This is a genomic window from Variovorax sp. Soil_C_12, from assembly GCF_057657375.1.
The window spans coordinates 64,813-82,512 of the sequence record NZ_JBDGIO010000019.1 but is presented as its reverse complement, the minus strand read 5'-3'; the positions used below and the strand labels follow the sequence as shown (position 1 = coordinate 82,512).

Genomic DNA, 17,700 nt, shown 5'->3' with positions numbered 1-17,700 from the left:
CCGTCTTCACGCCGTCAGCGGCGTGAACTGCCGCACGTCGACCGAGGCCTGGCTCGACTCGAACCACGGATCGGGCTCGCCGTCGAGCGCGAACTGCAGGCGCTCCCACAAGGCCTTGCGGCCCTCGGCGTCCTCGAGGATCTTCTTCTTCACGTAGTCGAGGCCCACGCGGCCGATGTAGTGCACCGTGCGCTCGAGGTACCAGCCCTCCTCGCGGTAGAGCTGCAGGAAGGCGCCCGAATACTCCATCACTTCTTCGGCGGTCTTGGCCTTGAACAGGAACTGCGCCACCTCGGTCTTGATGCCGCCGTTGCCGCCCACGTAGATCTCCCAGCCCGAGTCCACTCCGATCACGCCGACGTCCTTGATGCCGGCCTCGGCGCAGTTGCGCGGGCAGCCCGAGACGGCGAGCTTGACCTTGTGCGGCGAGTACATGGCCCACAACGCGCGCTCCAGGTCCTTGCCCATCTGGGTCGAGTCCTGGGTGCCGAAGCGGCACCACTCGCTGCCCACGCAAGTCTTCACGGTGCGCAGCGACTTGGCGTAGGCAAAGCCCGATGGCATGCCGATGTCCTTCCAGACGTTGGCCAGGTCCTCCTTCTTCACGCCCAGCAGGTCGATGCGCTGTCCGCCGGTGACCTTGACGGTCGGGATCTTGTATTTGTCGGCCGCGTCGGCGATGCGCCGCAGCTCGTCCGGCGTGGTGTGGCCGCCCCACATGCGCGGGATCACCGAATAGGTGCCGTCCTTCTGGATGTTGGCGTGGCTGCGCTCGTTGATGAAGCGGCTCTGCGGATCGTCCTTGGCCTCCTTGGGCCAGGTCGAGATCAGGTAGTAGTTGATGGCCGGCCGGCAAGTGGAGCAGCCGTTGGGCGTGCGCCAGCCCATGCCGCGGTAAACCTCCGCGTGGCTGAGCCAGTGCTCCTTGCGGATCGCGTCGCGCACGTCCTGGTGGCTGGCGTCGGTGCAGCCGCAGATGGCCTTCTTCTTCGGCGTGGCCGAGTAGTCGCCGCCGGCGGTGAACATCAGGATCTGCTCCACCAGGCCGGTGCAGGAGCCGCAGGAGGCGCTGGCCTTGGTGTGCTTCTTGACCTCTTCCAGCGTGAACAGGCCCTTGTCCTTGATCGCCTTGCAGATGGTGCCCTTGTTGACGCCGTTGCAGCCGCAGACCTCGGCGTCGTCGGGCATCGAGGCGGCCTTGTTGTGGCCCTCGTGGCCCGTGTCGCCGATGTTCGACTCGCCGAACATCAGCTTGTCGCGGATGTCATGCACGCTGCGGCCGTCGCGCAGCAGCTTGAAGTACCAGCTGCCGTCCACCGTGTCGCCGTAGAGGCAGGCGCCGACCAACTTGTCGTCCTTGATCACCAGCTTCTTGTAGACGCCGCCGAAGGGATCGCTCATCACGATTTCCTCGCAGCCGTCGCCGCCCATGAAGTCGCCGGCGGAGAACAGGTCGATGCCCGTCACCTTCAGCTTGGTGGAGGTGAGCGAGCCCGAATAGCGGCCTATGCCGAAGTGCGCCAGGTGGTTGGCCGCCACCTTGGCCTGCTCGAACAGCGGCGCGACCAGGCCGTAGGCGATGCCGCGGTGCGCGGCGCATTCGCCCACCGAGTAGATGCGTGCGTCGGTCACGGTCTGCATGGTGTCGTTGACCACGATGCCGCGGTCGCAGTGCAGCCGCATCTTCTGTGCCAGGTCCACGTTGGGACGGATGCCCACGGCCATCACCACCAGGTCGGCCGCGGCTTCGGTGCCGTCCTTGAAGCGGATGGCCTTCACGCGGCCATCCTCGCTGCCCACCAGCTCCTGCGTCTGCGCGCCGATCAGGAACTTCAGGCCGCGGTCCTCCAGCGACTTTTGCAGCAGCTTGCCCGCCACGTCGTCGAGCTGGCGCTCCATCAGCCAGGGCATGACGTGCACCACCGTGACGTTCATGCCGCGCAGCATCAGGCCGTTGGCGGCTTCCAGGCCCAGCAGGCCGCCGCCGATGACGACCGCGTTCTTGTGCGTCTTCGCGGTCTCGATCATGTAGTCGGTGTCGGCGATGTCGCGGTAGGCGATCACGCCCTTCAGGTCCTTGCCGGGTACCGGCAGCATGAAGGGGTTGGAGCCGGTGCACATCAGCAGCCGGTCGTACTCGGCCTCGGTGCCGTCCTCGGCGCGCACGATGCGCTTGACGCGGTCGACCTCCACCACCTTCTTGCCGGCGTGCAGGGTGATGTTGTTCTCGGCGTACCACTCCCAGCTGTTGAGAATGATCTCGTCCACCGTCTGCTCGCCGGCCAGCACCGGCGACAGCAGGATGCGGTTGTAGTTGGGATGCGGCTCGGCGCCGAAGACGGTGACGTCGTAGAGCTCGGGCTCGATCTTGAGCAGCTCCTCGATCGTGCGCACGCCGGCCATGCCGTTGCCGACCATCACGAGTTTCATCTTCTTCATGGGGTGGACCTTTCTGGACTCAAGCAAATTGGGTTGCCATGGCTTGCGTAGACAATCGCGCGCCATGAGCTTCGAGGTTGAAATCGGCTACAGCAGCCATCGCGGGCCGCGCCCGCAGAACGAGGACTTCGCCGGCGCGGTGCATGCGCCGCGCGGGGAGGAGTCGCGCGGCCTGATCGCGGCGATCGCCGATGGCGTCTCGTCCGGCGGCCACGGGCTGGAGGCGGCGCAGACCACCGTCATCGGCCTTCTGGGCGACTACTTCGCCACGCCCGACACCTGGGAGCCGACGGTGGCCATGGACCGCCTGATCGCCGCCCAGAACGCCTGGCTGGCCGACCACAACCGGCGCCGCCGCCACGACGGCGCCATGACCACGCTCACGGCGCTGGCCCTGCACGGCCAGAGCTACACGCTGGCCCACGTGGGCGACACGCGCGCCTGGCGCGTGCGCAAGGGCGAGGGCGCGGCCACGCCGCTGACCGTCGACCACGCGCTGGACCATCCGGACCTGCGCAGCCGCCTGACGCGCGCCGTGGGGCTGGACGACCACGTGCGCGTCGACTACCTGCAGGGCGAGCTGCGCGTGGGCGACTGCTTCGTGCTCAGCACCGACGGGGTGCATGGCGTGCTCAAGCCCGCGCGCGTGGCCGAGATCGCGCTGGCCGCCAGCGCGCAGCAGGCCAGCGATGCGCTGGTCGACGCCGCGATCGCTGCCGGCACTCGCGACAACGCCACGGCCCTGGTGATTCGCGTGCTGGGACTGGATGCGCGCCAGCTGCACGACGAGCTGGGCGATGCGCGCCGGCTGGCGCCGCCCGTTGCGCTGAAGGTGGGCGATGTGCTGGACGGCTACGCGATCACCGCGCTGGTCGCCGACACCGGCGTGCACCGGCTCTACCAGGCCCGCGATGCGCAGACCCGCGCGCTGGTGGCGATCAAGACCCTGCACCCCTCGCGCGCCAGCGACCCCGAGGAGCGCGCCATGCTCGCCCACGAAGCTTGGCTGGGCCTGAGAGTGGGTGCGCGCGGCGAGCCCGGCTTCGTGCGCGTGCATGAGCGCGGCGACGACGCCAGCGCGCTCTACACCGTGTTCGACTGGCATGGCGGCCGCACCATCGAGCAGATGCTGCGCACGGGCGCCCGCCCGAGCGTGGCGCAGGTGGTCGAGGCCGCGACGCAGATCTGCAAGGCGCTCGGCCGGCTGCATCGCCACGGCGTGGTGCACCGGGACATCAAGCCCGGCAACCTGCACCTGGGCGAGGACGGGCACTGGCGCATCCTCGACCTGGGCGTGGCGCTGTCCGGCCGCGAAGGCGCGGCGCAGCGCGAGCTGCATGCGGGCACGCCCAGCTTCATGAACCCGGAACAGTGGGAGGGCGCCTTGCCCGATGCCGGCAGCGACCTGTTCGCGCTCGGCGTGGTGCTCTACCAGTGGCTTTGCGGGCGCCTGCCCTACGGCGAGATCGAGCCCTACCAGGGCGCGCGCTACCGGCGCGATCCGGCCGCCTTGTCGCGCATCCGGCCCGACGTGCCGATGTGGCTCGACCACCTGGTGCGCAAGGCGGTGGCGCGCGATCAGCGGCAGCGCTTCGAGACCGCCGAGGAGATGCTGCTCGCGCTGGAGCGCGGCGCCGCCCGCCCGGTCGGCGCGCCGGCCGCCACGCCGCTCGCGCGACGCGATCCGGCCCTGCTGTGGAAGCTCGGGCTGGCCGCGTCGCTGCTCTTCAACGCGCTGCTCGTCTACTGGCTGCTGTTCCTGCCGCGCTGAGCGCGAGAGGGGGAAGGGGCGGGGCATGGTCATTACCGTCCGGCGCTGCGGCGCATGGGGCGCACCGGCCGATCGGCCTCGTGGTTCGGGGCGTGCGGCGTGGTGCGCGCGCGGCCGCCTTTTTCTGCCCAAGTGCGGGTCCAGCGGATCTGCATGACCCGCATCACGCCCAGCATCACCAGCGCCAGCACCGCGAACAGCACGAAGCCCCAGGTGTAGCTGCCGAGGTACTGCTTCGACAGGCCCATCGCATTGGGCACCAGGCCGCCGCCCAGGGCGCCGATCTCGCCGATCATCGAGCCGGCCACCGCCGTGGTGGTGGGCCAGCGCAGCGGCACCAGCTGGAACAGCGCGCCGTTGCCCGCACCCAGCGCAGCAAAGCAGACGATCAGCAGCAGCGTGGTCAGCGCCAGCGAGCTCGAAGTGAAGCCGATCAGCGCCAGCGTGACGGCCGACACCGCCAGCACCAGCGTCAGCGTGTTGACGCCGCCCCAGCGGTCGGAGATCCAGCCGCCCATCACGCGCACCGCCGCGCCCATGAAGGCCGCCAGCATCGTCAGCTGCCCGGCCTGCACCTTGCTCACGCCGAACTGGTCGTAGTAGTAGGAGGGCAGGAAGGTGATGAGGCCGATGAAGCCGCCGAAGGTGATGCCGTAGATCAGGCTGAAGGCCCAGCCGTCCTTCTCGAACAGGCAGGCCATGTGCTCGCGCAGGCTGGCGTGGCTGTCGACGTCCGGCGGCTCCTGCGCGAAGAGCGCCATCACCGCCATCGGGACCAGGATGGCTACCGCCGCCACGCCGTAGACGGCCTGCCAGCCCAGCCACTGCGCCAGCGGCGGCGCGACCAGCACCGACAGCGCCGTGCCCACGTTGCCCGCGCCCACCAGGCCCATCGCCAGGCCCTTGTTCTGCGGCGGGAAGGAGCCCGAGCCCAGCGACAGGGCCACGCCGAAGCTGGCGCCCGCGATGCCCAGCAGCACGCCCATCGCCAGCAGGTCGTTGAAGCTGTGCACCATGAAGAAGCCGAACAGCATCGCCACTGCGATCAGGCCCATTTCCACCAGCGTGGCGTTCTTGCGGCCGATGTACTGCGACAGGATGCCGAGCGGGAAGCGCATCAGCGCGCCCGCGATGATCGGGATCGACAGCATCAGGCCCTTCTGCGCGGGGGTGAGCTGGAAGGTCTCGCTGATGAAGGGCGCCATCGCGCCGTTCAGCACCCAGATGCAGCACGAGAACATGAAGTAGAAAAAGGCCGCGAAGAGGGTGGGTGCGTGCCCGGAGCGCAGGAAGGACTTGAAGCTGGACATGGCGTTGGCGGTGGCGAGGGCGATGCGAAAAGCATCCGCACAACCGTGGCGCGGCTGCGTGGATGGGCGATGAAAAGGGGGGTGTCCCGCCGGGAAGCGGCTGGAGGGACTGGGGGTGATGGGCCCCTGCCGGGACCCGGGCCGGCGCTTGGCCGGGGACTTCACCAAAGCGGTGCTTCGTTACACCGCGACTTTCATCACGCAAGACGCGTGCCAGCCACCGGCCCGCTATGCTGCGATCGCCCCAGAAGCTGTACCTGCCATGAACCGACTCCTGCTCGTCCTGCCCGATCCCGTTGCCGATGCGCCGTCCGAAGCACTGCGCCAGATCCTGGCGGACGCGGATGCGGCCGCCATCGGATGGGCCACCTGCGACACGATGGTGCAGGAGGCTGCCCTGCTCGCGCCGCAGCAGGTGCTGGTCCACGAGCCGGCATCGATCCCCGGCCTGCAGGCTGCGCTGCAGGCCTGGGCCGGCGCGCCGCCGCTGCCGGTCGTCGTGGTCAGCGAGCCGTTGTCGCCGCAGGTGCATGAAGAACTCGTCGCGCTGGGCGTGCAGGCCTGGTCGCGCGCTGCCTCCCTGGATGCGTCCACCCTGCGCGCCGTGCTCGCGTGTGCGCAGGCGCACTGGCAGCGCGAGGCGGCGCTGCGCGACACGCTGGCCCGCTCGCTCGCGCACCTCGACGAGCGCAAGTGGGTGGACCGCGCCAAGGGGCTTCTGATGACGGCGCGCGGCATCGGCGAGGACGCCGCCTTCGGGCTCCTGCGCGGCGCGGCGATGCATGCCAACCTGCGCGTCGGCGAGCTCTCGCGCTCGGTGGTCGAGGCCGCGCAGTGGGCCGAGGCCATCAACCGCGCCGGCCAGCTGCGGATGCTTTCGCAGCGGCTGGTGCGTCTGGCGGCGCAGGCGCTCGCGGGCGTGGATGCGCGCCGCAGCCGCACGCTGCGCACCGAGTCGGTCGAACGGGTCAAGGACAACCTCGCTCATCTCGCCGGCCTCCCGCTGGATGCGACCAGCACGCAGGCGCTGGGCGCCGCGCGCTCGGCGTGGGAGGCTCTGGATGCCGCGCTGGCGGCGCGTCCCGGGCCTGCGGCGCTGAGCGACATCGATGCCAGTGCGGAGGCCTTGCTGAACGCCGCCGAGGCGCTCACGGACGTGCTGGAGTCCTCGGCCGGCCGGCGGGCGCTGCGTATCGTCAATCTCTGCGGCCGGCAGCGCATGCGGGCGCAGCGCCTGGCCAAGGATGCGCTGCTCGCCTCGATGCTGCCCGAAGGCGGGTGGAGCGCCCAACTGGCGTCGACGATGGACGCCTTCGAGGCCTCGCTGCTGGAGCTGGAACGCGCGCCGCTGAGCTCGCCCGAGATCCGCGCGGCGCTCAGCGGCGCGCGCGACGAGTGGCTGCGGCTGGTGCGCGGCGTGCGCCAGGCCGACCGGGCCGAGGGCCGCGCCGACCTGGTGCGCGCCACGGAGGTGCTCGCCGATACCTTCGACCGGCTCACCGCCTCGTACGAACACAGTCTGCAGGTCATCATGTCCTGAGCCGGTGTTCGGCGGTGCGGGTCAGGCCGCGGCCTTCTCCACGTGCGCTTGTCGCGTGTAGAGGAAGTCGATCACGGCCTTGCGCGCATGCACGTAGACCGGGTCTTCCGCCAGCTCGACGCGGTTGCGCGGGCGCGGCAGGTCGACCGCCAGCACCTCGCCGATGGTGGCGGCCGGGCCGTTGGTGAGCATGACGATGCGGTCGGACAAGAGCACCGCCTCGTCGACGTCGTGCGTGACCATCACGACCGTGCTGTGCGTCTTCTGCACGATGGCCAGCAACTCGTCCTGCAGCTTGGCGCGGGTGAGCGCGTCGAGGGCGCCGAAGGGCTCGTCCATCAGCAGCACCTTGGGTTCCATCGACAGGGCGCGGGCGATGCCCACGCGCTGCTTCATGCCGCCCGAGATCTCGCCGGGGCGCTTTTGCGCGGCGGGCGTGAGGCCGACCAGCGCCAGCGCCGCTTCGGTGCGCGCCTTGAGCTGCGCCCTGTTCTCGGTGGCCGAGAACACGCGCTCCACCGCGAGGTAGACGTTCTCGTAGCAGCTGAGCCAGGGCAGCAGCGAGTGATTCTGGAACACCACGGCCCGCTCCGGGCCCGGGCCCTTGATCTCGCGGTTGGCGCACAGCAGCGCACCTTGCGTGGGCGTGCTCAGCCCGGCGATCAGGTTCAGCAGCGTGGACTTGCCGCAGCCCGAGTGCCCGATCAGCGTGATGAACTCGCCCTTGGCGACGTGCAAGTCGATGTCGCGCAGCGCCAGGAAGCTGCCCTTGGGCGTCTTGAAGCGCTGCTCCACGCCCTCGATCTGGATGTACTTGGAATCGCTCATGCTTTCACCTCTTCGAACGTGAATGCGGTAGCGATCCGGATCAGGGCGAACTCGAGCACCAGCCCGACGATGCCGATCACGAAGATCGCGATGATGATGTTGGCGACGTTGAGGTTGTTCCACTCGTCCCAGACCCAGAAGCCGATGCCGACGCCGCCGGTCAGCATCTCGGCCGCGACGATCACCAGCCAGGCGGTGCCGACCGCCAGGCGCACGCCGGTCAGCATGTAGGGCAAGACGGCGGGGAACAGGATCTTGGTGAGAATCTTCCACTCGGAGAGATTGAGCACCCGCGCCACGTTCATGTAGTCGCTGGGCACGCGCTGCACGCCCACCGCGGTGTTGATGACCATGGGCCAGATCGAGCAGATGAAGATGGTCCAAATGGCGGCCGGGTTGGCGCCCTTGAAGACCAGCAGGCCGATCGGCAGCCAGGCCAGCGGCGAGACCGGACGCAGCAGGCTGATCAGCGGGTTGAACATGCGCGCAAGGAAGCTGAAGCGCCCGATCGCGAAGCCGGCCGGGATGCCGACCGCCGCCGCCAGCCCGAAGCCCAGCGCCACGCGCTGCAGCGAGGAGAGCACGTTCCAGCCCACGCCCTGGTCGTTGGGGCCCTTGCTGTAGAAGGGGTCGCTGAACACGATGACCGCCTGTTGCCAGACGGTGCCCGGCGACGGAAAGCCGTTGCTGCTTTTCAGCGCGACCAGCTCCCAGACCAGGATCAGGAGCGCGAAGCCCAGGATCGGGGGCAGCGCGCGCAGCCAGATCCAGCTGAAGTCGCGCGGCGTGCGCGGGGTGGGCTCGGGCGCCTGCTGCACGGGCGCTGGCACGGCCACCGGCGTGGGGGCGATGCTCTTGGAGATCGCGGGTGCGGCAATATGCCCGGCGGCGGCTTCGAGCGGCGAATGAAAGACGGCACTGACCATGGCTTGCTCCTCAGACGTGCAGCTTGAAGGAATCGGCGTACTGCTTCGGGTTCTTCCCGTCCCACACCGCGCCGTCGATCAGCTTGCTGGTGCGCATCGCGTCCTTGGGCACGGAGGTCTTGGTGGCCGCCGCGGCCTGCTTGTAGATGTCGATGCGGTTGATCTCGGTGGCGACCTTGAGGTAGTCGGGGTGCTCCTTCAGCAGGCCCCAGCGCTTGTGCTGCGTGAGGAACCACATGCCGTCTGACAGGTAGGGGAAGGTCACCGCGCCGTCGTTGTAGAACTTCATGTGGTTGGGGTCGTCCCAGTTCTTGCCGAGGCCGTTGGTGTAGCGGCCCAGGATGCGCTGGTTGATGGCGTCCACGCTGGTGTTGACGTAGCTCTTGTCGGCGATGGTCTCGGCCATCTTGTTCTTGTTCTGCAGGCCGGTGTCGATCCACTTGCCGGCTTCCAGGATCGCGGCCGTCACCGCGCGTGCGGTGTTGGGGTACTTCTTGACGAAGTCCGAGGTGGTGCCCAGCACCTTCTCCGGATGGTCCTTCCAGATGTCCTGCGTGGTCACGGCGGTGATGCCGATGCCGTCCATGATGGCGCGCTGGCCCCAGGGCTCGCCGACGCAGTAGCCGTCCATGTTGCCCACGCGCATGTTGGCCACCATCTGGGGCGGGGGCACCACGATGTTCTTCACGTCCTTGAAGGGGTCGATGCCCGCCGAGGCCAGCCAGTAGTAGAGCCACATGGCGTGGGTGCCGGTCGGGAAGGTCTGGGCGAAGGTGTATTCGCGCTTGTCGGTGGCGATCAGCTTGGCCAGCGAGGCACCGTCGACCGCACCCTTGTCGGCCAGTTTCTTCGACAGCGTGATCGCCTGGCCGTTGTTGTTGAGGGTCATCAGTACAGCCATGTCCTTCTTGGGGCCGCTGATGCCGAGGTGCACGCCGTAGACGAGGCCGTAGAGCACGTGGGCGAAGTCGAGCTCGCCGTTGACCAGCTTGTCGCGCACGCCGGCCCAGCTGGCTTCCTTGCTGGGCACGATCTTCACGCCGTACTTCTTGTCGATGCCCAGCACCGAGGCCATCACCACGCTGGCACAGTCGGTCAGCGGGATGAAGCCGATCTTGACTTCCTCCTTCTCGGGCTTGTCGGAGCCCTGGGCCCAGACGGCGGCGCGCAGGGCGGGGTCGAGCCCGACGGCGCCAACGGCAGCAGCCTGCAGGATGCGGCGGCGGCTCAGTTTCGGTTTCAGCAGATCGTTCATGGGGCGCACTCCGAAGGTGAAAGACGAGAAGGCAAAAAACAAAAAGGCGTCCACACCACGCACGGGCCGCTCGTGAACGAGCCCTTGCGGGATGGGGACGCCTTTGTCCGGTTGTGGTGGCCCGCACCCGCCGTTGGATGCCGCCTGCCTGAAGACCCTTGCGGGCCTATGCAAGCTCTTTTAAGCAAGGTGCGTGCCAGTGAGCTTGCGGCTCGGGTTGCTATCGAATCGGTAGCGCGTGAGGCCGGCCTGGAAAGGCAGGGCGGCGGGTTGGTTCCAGATCTCCGCCTGGCACCCTTGTTGTGCAGCGCACCAATTCAGACCGGCATGCTCAGCGCACGGGATCGCCAGGCAGGTACTCCGCCATCGAGAGCACCGATTCGGCCACCTCGACCAGCCGCCGGCCCTGGCTCATCGCGGTCCGGCGCAGCATCTTGTGGGCTTCCTCCTCGCTGAGCCGGCGGTGCGCCATCAGCAGGCCCTTGGCACGCTCCACCAGCTTGCGCTCGTTGAGGGCGGCGCGCACGGTCTCGAGCTCATCGCTCATCGCCTGCAGGCGGTGCGACTGTTCCTGCACCATCTCCAGCACCGAGCGTTCCAGCTGGCGACCGAGGGCGGCCGCCGACAGGGCGCGCGGCGGGCTGCCCTCTGTATCGGCCGGAGGCAGCTCATCGAAGAAGGCGGCAGCCGCCTCGCCGGGCTCGATCGCCAGCTCGGCAAACAGTGCCTCATGGGCCTGCAGCTCCGCCCGGGCGCGCGCCGTCTTCTGTTCACAGAGCAGGCGCAGGTCGGCGGCCAGGCGCTCCTCGATGGCCTGCATCGCATCGATGCGGCGGGAGCAGCAGTCGAACCAGACCTGGCTCAGCTCGGCGTCCAGGCTCCCGCCCGCCGGCGCCGCGCAGGCGATGCGCCGCAGGCGTTCCTGCTCGGCCAGCTGCGGGGCGGACTGGCTGGCGCGCCAGAGCTCCCCCAGCGCCGGGCCCGAGAAATCGGCGAAGACCTGGAAGCAGCGCTCCTGCGACTCGATCAGGTGCAGCCATTGCTGCTGGCGCGCGCTGTCATTGCGGCCGGAGGCGAAGGCCGCGGCGCCGCAGGCGCGTTCCTGGCCCGCGAACTCCTTGCCCTGCATGAAATTGAACATCGCCACCAGGAGGCGTGAAATCTCCGGGTCGGTGGCACCGTCCGCGGCCTCGAACACCACCGCCAGCAACCCCGCGACCAGCTTGACGAAGGCGGCCGTGGCGTCGGCGGCCGACAGCTCCATTGCGCCGATGCGGCGGCGCAGCTCGGGCAGCGCGTCCAGGCCCGGCAGGACCCAGGCGATGCGGCTGAAGAGGCGCGCGCCGTTGCCGATGCGCACCGCCTCGGTGTCGAGCCGGTCGAAGGTGCTGCGCACGGCTTCTTCCGCGCGCAGGCAGACGGCCATCTGCGCTTCACGCTGCGCCACGAAGCGCTGGCCGCCTGAAGCCAGCAGCACGTTCGAGAGGCCACGCTCGCGCTGCAGCGCATGGACCAGCCGACCGATGGTGCCGACAAGAGCGCTCGTGCGCGCGAGCTGATCGAGCTCGTCGATTTCGCAACGCAGCGCGGCGATCAGGAAACTCAGTCCGGACTTCATCGTGGTGTTGGGGGGTGGCGGGCCGGTGGCCCATCCTAAGGACATGCAGCAACAATCGTGCCCCGGCAGATCCCAGGCCCCTACACTCGTCGCATGTTTGTATTGGGAATCGAATCGTCCTGCGACGAGACCGGCGTGGCCCTGGTCGAGTCGGGCGCCAGCGGCCTGCCGCGCCTGGCGGCCCATGCGCTGCACAGCCAGATCGCGATGCATCAGGCCTACGGCGGCGTGGTGCCGGAGCTGGCGAGCCGCGACCACATCCGGCGCGTGCTGCCGCTGGCCCAGCAGGTGCTGTCGGAGGCCGGCCACGGGCTGGCCGACATCGACGTTGTCGCCTACACGCGCGGACCGGGGCTGGCCGGCGCGCTGCTGGTGGGCGCGGGCGTGGCCTGCGCCCTGGGGGTCGCCCTGGGCAAGCCGGTGCTGGGCGTGCATCACCTCGAGGGCCATCTGCTGTCGCCCTTCCTCAGCGCCGATCCACCGGAATTTCCTTTCGTGGCGCTGCTCGTGTCCGGCGGCCACACGCAACTGATGCGGGTGGATGGGGTGGGGCGCTACGAGCTGCTGGGCGAGACCATCGACGACGCGGCCGGCGAAGCCTTCGACAAGAGCGCCAAGCTGATGGGCCTGCCCTATCCCGGCGGCCCGTGGCTCGCGAAGCTGGCGGAGCAGGGCGATGCCGCGGCCTTCAAGCTGCCGCGGCCGCTGCTGCACAGCGGCGACCTCGACTTTTCCTTTGCGGGGCTCAAGACGGCAGTGCTGACCCAGGCCCGCAAGCTCGGCGATGCGCTGGAATCGCGCAAGGCCGACCTCGCGGCCTCGACCCAGGCTGCCATCGTCGACGTGCTGCTGAAGAAATCGATGGCGGCCCTCGATCAGAGTGGCCTGAAGCGCCTGGTGGTCGCCGGCGGCGTGGGCGCCAATCGCGAGCTGCGTCAGCAGCTGGATGCGGCCTGCGCCAGGCGCGGGGTGCGGGTGCACTACCCCGAACTGCATCTGTGCACCGACAACGGCGCGATGATCGCGATGGCCGCCGCGATGCGGCTGCAGTCCGGCCTGCAGGCCGCGACGGATCGCTACGCCTTCGACGTCAAGCCGCGATGGCCACTGGCGTCGCTGGGTGCGCCGGAGCCGCAGTTCGGGTAGGCACGCTCTTGCGGCCGCTGCGCGCGGGCAGCGGCAGCACGTCGAGCATCTTGCGCCAGAGCTGCGACCACTGCGGCCAGTCGTGGCCGCCTTCGGTGGTGAAGACGCGGCCGGCCGGCAGCGCCTCGGCCAGCAGGCGGTGGTTCGATGCGAAGCGGTCGGCCAGCCCGAAGCCCAGGTACAGCGGCGGCAGTTCCGTGGCCGGCTTGGCGGCGGCGTACTGCTGCAGCCAGGGCCAGAGCTTGCGATCGACCTCCTGGTCCGGCGGCGGGCCCTCGGGCGCCTTCCAGGCGCGCAGGCCGCCGGCCTTGTGGATCTCGGCGCCGAGCGGGCGGCGTCCCAGATAGGGCGCCAGCGCCACGATGCCGTCGACGGCACCAGGTTTGGCCAGTTCGTGAATCAGAGCCCCGAAGCCGCCGATCGAGATGCCGATCAGCCAGAGGGACTTGTAGCCCAGGGCACGCTGCGGCTGGAGGATGTCGTGGTGCAGCCGCTCGATGAAGGTCTGGTCGTAGTAGTAAGAAACGTCGGCATCGACCAGCAGGGCGTCGGCCGCCAGGTCGCGCTCCCGGACTGCGCTGATGAAACCTTCGCGTTCGAACTCTTCAGGCTTCAGGAAAGCGCCCGGCAGGAAGACGAGCAAGGTGTCCGAGCGAGATTCGTTACTGGCAGGTTTCAGGTGCGTTTTCATGGTTGCTTCATCAAGCGCGTGTGACCTCTGCTGCGTGCGCGGATCGAACGGTCCACTCGCTCAAAACGAGGAAGTAAGCATTGAAAAATCGCCACGAATGTGACGTTCTTCGAACACATTTTGTGTTCAGGAATGAAAAAGGCCGGCAACAAAAAGTTACCGGCCCGATCAGCTTCTTGCGCCTTCAGTGTTTCTGAAACATTTGTATCCGATCAGTTGATCGTGAGCTGAGACACATTGCTGACCGGAACCAGCTTGCCGAGCTTCAGGGTCAGGACGCCGTTCTCGAGCTTGGCTTCGCTGGCCGCGACGTCGATGTCCTGCGGCAGTTCGTAGGCCGCCTTGAACTTGCGCTTGGCCTCGGCCTTGCTCTCGATGCGCACGACGGCACCTTCGATGCCGATCGTGAGGTCTTCACGCGCAAAGCCGGGGACGTCGAGGGTGATGGTCCAGCTCTTCTCGTCCTGTTCGACACTGAGCGAGCGGCGTGGTGCGGAGAACGCATCGTTGACGAAGCGCTCGAAGCTGCGGTCGTAGGCGCGTGGGGCGAAGCGGGTGGCGCGGAGGGCGGGTTCGAAAAACATGGTGAGCTACTCCTGAATGAACACAATGGGGACAAGAAAGGTGTGTCCCTTACACTGCGCGGCCTTTCAACAGAGTGCCGCTTGCCGTCTCATCTAGGCGCGGCGGGAGGCCTTTCAAGATGCGTTCCTCCAGCTTTATTTGCCGCCGCCGGGCCTTGAAATTCGCGGCTGCGACGCTATGCGCGGCTGCGGTGCCCGTGGTTCACGCGCAGCCCGCGGCCCCCATCCGGCTGGCGCTGGTCGAGAGCATGAGCGGGCCCTTCGCCAACACCGGGGAAGCGGTGTTCCGCAACCTGCTGTGGGCGGTGGAGCGCGTGAACGCGCGCGGCGGCGTCAAGCTGCCCGGCGGTGCGCGCTTCCTGCAGCTGGACCGCTACGACAGCAAGGGCCAGAACGAGGAAGCCCTGTCGGCGCTGCGCGCGGCGGTCGACGACGGCGCGCGCATCATGCTCCAGGGCAACTCCTCGGCCACCGCCGCGGCGCTGGTGGACGCCATCGAGAAGAACAACGAGCGCGATGCCTCCCGGCGCGTGCTCTTCCTCAACTACTCGGCGGTGGACCCGGTGCTCACCAACGAGCGCTGCAGCTTCTGGCACTTCCGCTTCGATGCCCATGCCGACATGCGCGTCACCGCGCTCATGGACGTGATGAAGAACGACGCTGCGCTCAAGCGCGCCTACCTTATCGGCCAGGACTACAGCTTCGGCCAGTCGGTGCTGCGCGAGTCGAAGCGCCAGCTCGCGGCGCTGCGGCCCGATGTGCAGATCGTCGGCGAGGAGCTGCATCCCATGGGCCGCGTGAAGGACTTCGCTCCCTACGCGAGCAAGATCCTCGCGAGCGGGGCGCAGGCCGTGGTCACTGGCAACTGGGGCAACGACCTGACGCTCCTGGTGAAGGCGGCGCGCGAGGCGGGCTTCAACGGCAGCTTCTACACCTTCTATGGCAATGCGCTCGGTGCGCCCGCGGCCATCGGCGACGCCGGCATCGGACGCGTCGTCGCGGTGGCCGACTGGCTGCCCAATGTGCAGACGCGCGAGTCCGAGAGCTTCTACCGCGCCTTCCGTGAGCGCTTCCCCAAGCCGGCCGACGACTATGTGCACATGCGGATGCAGCTCCTGGTCGAGTCGCTGGCGCAGGCCCTCGAGCGCGCCGGCAGCACCGACACCGTGGCCGTCGCCCGTGCGCTCGAGAAGGCCGAGGTCAGCCTGGCCGGCCAGAGCGGCCGCATGCGCGCCGCCGATCACCAGTTCCAGCAGTCCCTGGTGGTAGGCGTGATGGACCGGCAGGGCAGTCCCGGCGTCAAGTTCGATGTCGAAGGATCCGGCTACGGTTTTCGCGTGGTGCGCACCATCCCTGCCGAGCGCGCCGAGATGCCCACCAGCTGCAAGATGCAGCGCCCCTGAATCGCAAAAAAGGAAACAGCTCAAGATGCGCCAAGCCATCCACAACCTCGAAGCCTCCAAGATCCGCGAGGTCGCCAATGCCGGCATGGGCCGTGCCGATGTGCTGGCCTTCTGGTTCGGCGAAGGCGACGAAGTGACGCCGGAGCCGATCCGCCAGGCCGCCATCGCGTCCCTGCAACAAGGTGAAACCTTCTATGCCCACAACCTCGGGCTGCCTGAGCTGCGCGAGGCCGTCGCGCGCTACATGAGCGGGCTGCACCCCGCCATCGACGCCGCGCGCATCGCCATCACCTCGGGCGGCGTGAGCGCCCTGATGCTGGCGGTGCAGGCGCTGGTCGACGCCGGCGACGAGGTGGTGGCAGTCACGCCGGTGTGGCCCAACCTGACGGCGCAGCCCGCGATCCTGGGTGCGCGCGTGCGCAGCGTGGCGCTGGTGCCGAAGGCGGGGCAATGGACGCTCGATCTCGATGCCCTGCGCGCGGCCGTGACGCCGGCGACGAAGCTGCTGGTGCTCAATGCACCCAACAACCCGACTGGCTGGACGCTGACGCGCGCCGAGCAGCAGGCGATCCTCGACCATTGCAGAAGCACGGGCACCTGGATCCTGGCCGACGAGGTGTACGAGCGGCTCTACTACGAGCCGACGTCCAACGGATGCGCGCCGAGCTTCCTCGACGTCGCGGTGCCGGATGATCGCCTCGTCGTGGTGCACAGCTTCTCCAAGAGCTTTCTCATGACCGGCTGGCGTCTGGGCTGGCTGGTGCTGCCGCCCGCGCTGGTGGAGGGCATGGGCAAGCTGATCGAGTTCAACACCTCCTGCACCAGCGTGTTCACCCAGCGCGCGGGCATCGCGGCGCTGGCGCACAGTGCGGAGATCACGCCGCGCGTGGTCGCCCACCTGAAGACCTGCCGCGACACCCTGGTGCCTCTGCTGGCCGAGCTCCCCGGCGTGCAGGTCGCGCCGGCGCGCGGCGGCATGTATGCCTTCTTCCGGCTCGAGGGCTTCGACGACTCGCTGGCGCTGGCCAAGCGCCTGGTGGCCGAGGCCGGGCTCGGCCTGGCGCCGGGCAACGCCTTCGCGCCGCAGGCGCAGGGCTGGCTGCGCTGGTGCTTTGCGTCTCGGGACCCGCAGCGGCTGGTGCAGGGCGTGGAGCGGCTGCGGGGATGGTTGGCGGCGCAAGCCGGGGCCTGAGCAGCTTCATGCAGGCTCGGCCAGGGGCTTTGCGTGCAGCCCTAGAATCTCAACATTGGTTGAGGTCGCAGGCCCTGGAGATCCGAAGATGCAGGAAAAGCACATGCTGGCCGGCGAGCTCGGCGTCGGCGAACTGTCCGCCCGCAGCGGCGTGGCGATCTCCGCCATCCATTTCTACGAGCGCGAGGGCCTGATCCACAGCCGGCGGACGCCCGGCAACCAGCGCCGCTATGGGCGCGACGCGCTGCGGCGCATCGCCGTCATCCGGGTCGCGCAGCGGGTGGGCATTCCGCTCGCCGATATCGGCGCGGCGCTGGCCCGGCTGCCCGAAGGCCGGACGCCGACGCGGGACGATTGGGCCCGGCTGTCCAAGGCCTGGCGCGAAGAACTCGACGGCCGGATTCGCCAGCTCGAGATGCTGCGCGACTCGCTCTCCGATTGCATCGGTTGCGGCTGCCTGTCGATCGACCGCTGCCGCCTGCGCAATCCCGCGGATCAGCTCGGCTCGCTGGGCCCGGGGGCACACCGGCTGGTCGCTGCGGGCAAGCCACGCAGGCCCGATCAGAGTGCCGATGTATAATCCCAAGGCTTTGCATGCCGCAAGGCGCACGGCGGGCGCAGTTCCAGCGCTCGCCGCAAGTCAAACATCCCGGAACAGGAAACTCATCGCATGATCGCAGCCTCCATCAAGGCCGAAGTTGTCAAGGACAACGCCCGCGCCGCCAACGACACCGGCAGCCCCGAAGTGCAAGTCGCACTGCTGACCGCCCGCATCAACGAACTCACCCCGCACTTCAAGACGCACGCCAAGGACCACCACGGTCGCCGCGGCCTGCTGCGCATGGTGAGCCGCCGCCGCAAGCTGCTCGACTATCTGAAGTCCAAGGACGCCGACCGTTACACCGCGCTGATCGCCAAGCTGGGTCTGCGCAAGTAAGCTGATTCGCATGAAGGAACGCCTGGGTTAGTCCGCTAGCTCAGGCGTTTTTTACTTCGC

15 protein-coding genes are annotated in these 17,700 nt (G+C 68.5%); 7 read left to right on the top strand and 8 right to left on the bottom strand.

Translation table 11 applies throughout. The features are described from left to right. Positions 1-6 precede the first annotated feature (6 nt). A complete protein-coding gene (gene nirB / locus AC3A6X_RS32215; protein ID WP_487845997.1) occupies positions 7-2,439 on the bottom strand; it encodes a nitrite reductase large subunit NirB in 2,433 nt (810 codons plus the stop codon). Between the two features lie 64 nt (positions 2,440-2,503). On the opposite strand from nirB, the gene AC3A6X_RS32210 reads away from it, so the two are divergent. Beyond that, positions 2,504-4,210 carry a bifunctional protein-serine/threonine kinase/phosphatase gene (locus tag AC3A6X_RS32210; RefSeq protein ID WP_487845996.1) on the top strand — a complete coding sequence of 569 codons (1,707 nt, stop codon included), beginning with the start codon at positions 2,504-2,506 and terminating at the stop codon, positions 4,208-4,210. A gap of 32 nt (positions 4,211-4,242) precedes the next feature. Here the strand turns inward: AC3A6X_RS32210 and AC3A6X_RS32205 are convergent, their stop codons facing one another. Beyond that, the gene (locus AC3A6X_RS32205) at positions 4,243-5,520 is read right to left on the bottom strand and encodes an MFS transporter (RefSeq protein ID WP_487845995.1); all 1,278 of its coding nucleotides are present in this window, start codon (positions 5,518-5,520) and stop codon (positions 4,243-4,245) included. Positions 5,521-5,782: 262 nt separating this feature from the next. On the opposite strand from AC3A6X_RS32205, the gene AC3A6X_RS32200 reads away from it, so the two are divergent. Then, a complete protein-coding gene (locus AC3A6X_RS32200) occupies positions 5,783-7,060 on the top strand; it encodes an ANTAR domain-containing response regulator (RefSeq protein ID WP_487845994.1) in 1,278 nt (425 codons plus the stop codon). A 21-nt stretch (positions 7,061-7,081) separates the two neighbouring features. Here AC3A6X_RS32200 and AC3A6X_RS32195 read toward each other — a convergent pair whose 3' ends face one another. The 4 genes from AC3A6X_RS32195 to AC3A6X_RS32180 form a co-directional block, all read right to left on the bottom strand. Then, positions 7,082-7,888: an ABC transporter ATP-binding protein gene (locus tag AC3A6X_RS32195; protein WP_487845993.1), complete on the bottom strand. Its 807-nt coding sequence runs from the start codon at positions 7,886-7,888 to the stop codon at positions 7,082-7,084. Continuing rightward, the gene (gene ntrB, locus AC3A6X_RS32190) at positions 7,885-8,814 is read right to left on the bottom strand and encodes a nitrate ABC transporter permease (protein ID WP_487845992.1); all 930 of its coding nucleotides are present in this window, start codon (positions 8,812-8,814) and stop codon (positions 7,885-7,887) included. The genes AC3A6X_RS32195 and ntrB overlap by 4 nt, the downstream gene beginning before the upstream one ends. A 10-nt stretch (positions 8,815-8,824) precedes the next feature. Then, a complete protein-coding gene (locus AC3A6X_RS32185) occupies positions 8,825-10,069 on the bottom strand; it encodes a CmpA/NrtA family ABC transporter substrate-binding protein (protein WP_487845991.1) in 1,245 nt (414 codons plus the stop codon). Between the two features lie 331 nt (positions 10,070-10,400). After that, the gene (locus AC3A6X_RS32180) at positions 10,401-11,687 is read right to left on the bottom strand and encodes a nitrate- and nitrite sensing domain-containing protein (protein WP_487846032.1); all 1,287 of its coding nucleotides are present in this window, start codon (positions 11,685-11,687) and stop codon (positions 10,401-10,403) included. Positions 11,688-11,780: 93 nt separating this feature from the next. Here AC3A6X_RS32180 and tsaD point away from each other — a divergent pair, with 93 nt between their 5' ends. Then, positions 11,781-12,833 carry a tRNA (adenosine(37)-N6)-threonylcarbamoyltransferase complex transferase subunit TsaD gene (gene tsaD, locus AC3A6X_RS32175; protein WP_487845990.1) on the top strand — a complete coding sequence of 351 codons (1,053 nt, stop codon included), beginning with the start codon at positions 11,781-11,783 and terminating at the stop codon, positions 12,831-12,833. Here tsaD and AC3A6X_RS32170 read toward each other — a convergent pair. Further along, positions 12,778-13,524, bottom strand: coding sequence for an alpha/beta hydrolase (locus AC3A6X_RS32170; RefSeq protein ID WP_487845989.1), 747 nt, complete (start codon positions 13,522-13,524; stop codon positions 12,778-12,780). The two genes, tsaD and AC3A6X_RS32170, sit on opposite strands and share 56 nt — an antisense overlap. A gap of 212 nt (positions 13,525-13,736) precedes the next feature. After that, positions 13,737-14,108 (bottom strand): Hsp20/alpha crystallin family protein, encoded by a 372-nt coding sequence (locus AC3A6X_RS32165; protein ID WP_487845988.1) that lies wholly within the window; start codon positions 14,106-14,108, stop codon positions 13,737-13,739. A gap of 119 nt (positions 14,109-14,227) precedes the next feature. Here AC3A6X_RS32165 and AC3A6X_RS32160 point away from each other — a divergent pair, with 119 nt between their 5' ends. From AC3A6X_RS32160 to rpsO, 4 genes are all read left to right on the top strand, one after another. Then, positions 14,228-15,511 (top strand): branched-chain amino acid ABC transporter substrate-binding protein, encoded by a 1,284-nt coding sequence (locus tag AC3A6X_RS32160; RefSeq protein WP_487845987.1) that lies wholly within the window; start codon positions 14,228-14,230, stop codon positions 15,509-15,511. Further along, on the top strand, positions 15,417-16,703 hold the full coding sequence (locus AC3A6X_RS32155) for a pyridoxal phosphate-dependent aminotransferase (protein WP_487845986.1): 1,287 nt from the start codon (positions 15,417-15,419) through the stop codon (positions 16,701-16,703). Before AC3A6X_RS32160 ends, AC3A6X_RS32155 begins: the two co-directional genes overlap by 95 nt. A gap of 103 nt (positions 16,704-16,806) precedes the next feature. Continuing rightward, entirely contained in the window at positions 16,807-17,283 is a 477-nt protein-coding gene (gene soxR, locus AC3A6X_RS32150; protein WP_487845985.1) for a redox-sensitive transcriptional activator SoxR, read from the top strand. Between the two features lie 90 nt (positions 17,284-17,373). Next, positions 17,374-17,640 (top strand): 30S ribosomal protein S15, encoded by a 267-nt coding sequence (gene rpsO, locus AC3A6X_RS32145; RefSeq protein WP_007837783.1) that lies wholly within the window; start codon positions 17,374-17,376, stop codon positions 17,638-17,640. Positions 17,641-17,700 lie beyond the last annotated feature (60 nt).

What these genes read in the sequence shown, in the direction of transcription:
- nirB (WP_487845997.1), bottom strand. Translation starts at nt 2,439, where the DNA reads ATGAAGAAGATGAAACTCGTGATGGTCGGCAACGGCATGGCCGGCGTG.
- AC3A6X_RS32210 (WP_487845996.1), top strand. Translation starts at nt 2,504, where the DNA reads ATGAGCTTCGAGGTTGAAATCGGCTACAGCAGCCATCGCGGGCCGCGC.
- AC3A6X_RS32205 (WP_487845995.1), bottom strand. Translation starts at nt 5,520, where the DNA reads ATGTCCAGCTTCAAGTCCTTCCTGCGCTCCGGGCACGCACCCACCCTC.
- AC3A6X_RS32200 (WP_487845994.1), top strand. Translation starts at nt 5,783, where the DNA reads ATGAACCGACTCCTGCTCGTCCTGCCCGATCCCGTTGCCGATGCGCCG.
- AC3A6X_RS32195 (WP_487845993.1), bottom strand. Translation starts at nt 7,888, where the DNA reads ATGAGCGATTCCAAGTACATCCAGATCGAGGGCGTGGAGCAGCGCTTC.
- ntrB (WP_487845992.1), bottom strand. Translation starts at nt 8,814, where the DNA reads ATGGTCAGTGCCGTCTTTCATTCGCCGCTCGAAGCCGCCGCCGGGCAT.
- AC3A6X_RS32185 (WP_487845991.1), bottom strand. Translation starts at nt 10,069, where the DNA reads ATGAACGATCTGCTGAAACCGAAACTGAGCCGCCGCCGCATCCTGCAG.
- AC3A6X_RS32180 (WP_487846032.1), bottom strand. Translation starts at nt 11,687, where the DNA reads ATGAAGTCCGGACTGAGTTTCCTGATCGCCGCGCTGCGTTGCGAAATC.
- tsaD (WP_487845990.1), top strand. Translation starts at nt 11,781, where the DNA reads ATGTTTGTATTGGGAATCGAATCGTCCTGCGACGAGACCGGCGTGGCC.
- AC3A6X_RS32170 (WP_487845989.1), bottom strand. Translation starts at nt 13,524, where the DNA reads ATGAAAACGCACCTGAAACCTGCCAGTAACGAATCTCGCTCGGACACC.
- AC3A6X_RS32165 (WP_487845988.1), bottom strand. Translation starts at nt 14,108, where the DNA reads ATGTTTTTCGAACCCGCCCTCCGCGCCACCCGCTTCGCCCCACGCGCC.
- AC3A6X_RS32160 (WP_487845987.1), top strand. Translation starts at nt 14,228, where the DNA reads ATGCGTTCCTCCAGCTTTATTTGCCGCCGCCGGGCCTTGAAATTCGCG.
- AC3A6X_RS32155 (WP_487845986.1), top strand. Translation starts at nt 15,417, where the DNA reads ATGTCGAAGGATCCGGCTACGGTTTTCGCGTGGTGCGCACCATCCCTG.
- soxR (WP_487845985.1), top strand. Translation starts at nt 16,807, where the DNA reads ATGCTGGCCGGCGAGCTCGGCGTCGGCGAACTGTCCGCCCGCAGCGGC.
- rpsO (WP_007837783.1), top strand. Translation starts at nt 17,374, where the DNA reads ATGATCGCAGCCTCCATCAAGGCCGAAGTTGTCAAGGACAACGCCCGC.